The sequence below is a fragment of the Lewinella sp. genome (assembly GCF_050633125.1).
Classification (GTDB): Bacteria; Bacteroidota; Bacteroidia; order Chitinophagales; family Saprospiraceae; genus Lewinella.
Genome location: NZ_JBOEFX010000029.1, coordinates 3160 through 6151, shown reverse-complemented (window position 1 = coordinate 6151; position 2992 = coordinate 3160). Strand labels below are relative to the sequence as shown.

Genomic DNA, 2992 nt, shown 5'->3' with positions numbered 1-2992 from the left:
AGATGTGTATAAGGGGCAGCAGCTGACCCCTGTGTACCTGCACAAGTAGCTGGTTACACGGGCTACGATGTTGCTAATCTTACATGGGCATCAGCCGATTGTGATAGCGATGGCTTAAGCAATGGTGATGAAGTGAATACTTACAATACGGATCCATATAATCCTGATAGTGATAGTGACGGACTTGCCGATGGCGCAGAAGTTACTGATGCAATGACTGATCCTAACAATCCTGATAGTGATAGTGACGGCATCAACGACGGTGAGGAATACAATGGTCTTGATGGTAACCCATTAACGATGGGCGACAATAGTGACCCTACTAATCCTTGTGACCCGAATGCTTCTGCAGGCGTTTGTGACCAGGATAACGATGGCTTGACCAACGACGAGGAAGCTATGGCAATGACCGACCCTAACAATCCTGACAGTGATGGCGATGGCCTCAATGACGGTGAAGAAGTGAATGGTGTAGATGATCCATTGACTCCAATAGTAGCTACTGGTACCTCTGGTGCCAATGATCCTTGTGATCCTAACCCAGCGGTTGGATCATGTGATCAGGATAGCGACGGATTGACCAATGACGAAGAAGTCTTTGCAGGTACTGATCCTATGGTAGCTGACACCGACGGTGACGGCATCAACGATGGTGAAGAGTACAACGGCCCTGACGGCAACCCACTAACAATGGGTGACAATACGGACCCGACTGCTCCTTGTGATCCTGTACAAGCCGCTGGTTATACGGGCTACGATGCTGGTAATGCGACTTGGGCTGCTGCGGATTGTGATGGTGACAACCTGACCAATGGCGAGGAAGTCACGCTGGGTACCGATCCTTATAATGTTGATACAGATGGCGGTGGTGTAAGCGATGCTGATGAAGTAATCAATGGCACGGACCCAACCTTAGGTAATGGCGCTGATGACCATCTTGTTCGGATGGACTTAAAAGTGTTACTGCAAGGAGCAATGATGGGAGTAACCGATGGTTTGATGAGAGATGATCTACGTCAGCAGAATTACATTCCGTTAAATCAGCCTTACGGTGCCGGGCTTAATGCTCGCTTTACCCACGTTGGTGGAGGGGCGGAGTCAACCACGGCAATGGTGTTAGCCTCAAACGCGGGAACCGCTGATGCCATTGTAGATTGGGTGTTTGTAGAGGTTAGAGATCAGAATGATCCTACTATCATTTTACAAACGAAATCTGCTTTAGTACAACGTGATGGAGATGTTGTAGACGCGGCTACAGGAGGAGTGCTCCAAATGAATATTACAGCTACTAGTTTCTATGTCAGTATCAAGCATCGTAACCACTTAGGAGCGATGACTGCCCAGACTTCTATTCCGGTAGCAGGTGATGTTGCTATAGATTTTACCACGCTTACCGGTGCCGAATTATACAATACGGCTGGTTATGAAAATGCGGAGATGTACATCCTTCCTGATAACCGCCGGGCCCTCTGGGGTGGGGATGTTAATATGGATGGTAAAGTGAAATACGATGGTGGTGGAAACGATCGAACAGCTATTCTGGCAGATGTGGTTTCTTACCCGTCGAACGGTGGTTTATCATTTAATTATGATTTCGCCTTTGGATATTTCCAGGGAGATGTCAATATGAATGGTAAAGTGAAATACAACGGTGGTGGCAATGACCAAGTACTGATTCAAGCTATTGCAGTCGTACTGTACCCACTGAATCCGGGAGGTAGCTTCAATTTTGATCTGTTACTGGAACAATTGCCATAATTTTTGGAATAGTTAAGCTCTTGCCTCTGGTTCTGAAAAGAATCAGAGGCAAGATTAACTACTCGTCTCTTTTTTTATAAAAAACTGAATTTCATCGATTTACGAAAGCTGTATTGTCAGCTCCTGAGATTCCTATGCCTACAAATTCAAGAATAATCAATCAATACTCATGAAAAACATTTTACGTTACCTATTCCTTTTACTGTGCTTCTACCTGTCTACGGTCGGCTTACAAGCACAAAATGTGGACTATACCGTTAGGTATAATTTTGATGACAATGTCTACGAAGTTTACATTAGACCAGATTTTGGCCAAACCACGTTTATTCTGGGCGGTGGTAGCCAGGTTTCCTTGGTGGTTCCAGGGGCAACAAATGATAGCCCACTTTTGGTCACGCCCGTTAGTGGCGGATTTTGGTCAGACCAGACGCAAGTGTTTGCTCCTTCGGCCAATCCCGCAGCAGATTTTCACTCGGTTACTACCGGTGGAAGTGTCATTATGCTGCTAATGGGGACAGAGCAATTGATGTTCACCTTTACCTTGCCTGGAGCGAGCGGTTGTACGGATGAAGTACGATTGTTTGAAAATGGTACTGACCCTGATTCCTCCGAACCTTCTATGGGAGGGTCTGATTTTAATCAGGCATTCTTTGATGTGTTTAGTGCGCCTTATTACCAAGAAAATTATGGGGATTCACCCGTCAATTGTACTCCTCCTGATATTGATGGAGATGGCTACGTGGGCGTAGATGATCCCGATGAAGGAGATCCGTGTAATCCCGATCCTAGCGTAGGTATCTGTGATCAGGATAATGATGGCTTGACCAATGATGATGAGATAGCTGGAGGTACGCTGCCGGACAATCCTGATAGTGATGGTGATGGCTATAATGATGGGGAAGAAGTAACGGGTATTGACGATCCAACGACGACGGCAGTAGCAATAGGTATCAGTGATGCAAATGATGCTTGTTCACCTGATATGAACGCTGATGCTTGTGACCAGGATATGGATGGCCTGACCAATGCTGAGGAAGTTCTTGCAAATACAGATCCCACTAATCCAGACACAGATGGCGATGGTGTGAATGATGGTACAGAATACAACGGTCCCGATGGTAATCCACTTACTATGGGGGACAATACAGACCCTACAGATCCATGTGATCCTGTACAAGCGCCTGGCTATGCTGGTTACGATGCAAGCAACCTGATCTGGGCTGCAGCAGACTGT

The 2992-nt window shown here is 46.4% G+C and carries 1 protein-coding gene and 2 pseudogenes; all 3 read left to right on the top strand.

Features of this window, described 5'->3' with window-relative positions:
• Positions 1-102: 102 nt before the first annotated feature.
• A pseudogene (locus ACRBG0_RS08520) lies at positions 103-228 on the top strand (OmpA family protein); the annotation flags it as partial.
• Positions 214-1758, top strand: a complete 1545-nt coding sequence (locus tag ACRBG0_RS08515) for a hypothetical protein (RefSeq protein ID WP_431486476.1) — start codon at positions 214-216, stop codon at positions 1756-1758. The pseudogene ACRBG0_RS08520 and the gene ACRBG0_RS08515, both read left to right, overlap by 15 nt.
• 169 nt (positions 1759-1927) lie before the next feature.
• A pseudogene (locus ACRBG0_RS08510) lies at positions 1928-2992 on the top strand (hypothetical protein); the annotation flags it as partial.

Excerpts from the sequence above, each read along its gene's own strand:
- ACRBG0_RS08515 (WP_431486476.1), top strand. The coding sequence starts at position 214 with ATGACTGATCCTAACAATCCTGATAGTGATAGTGACGGCATCAACGAC.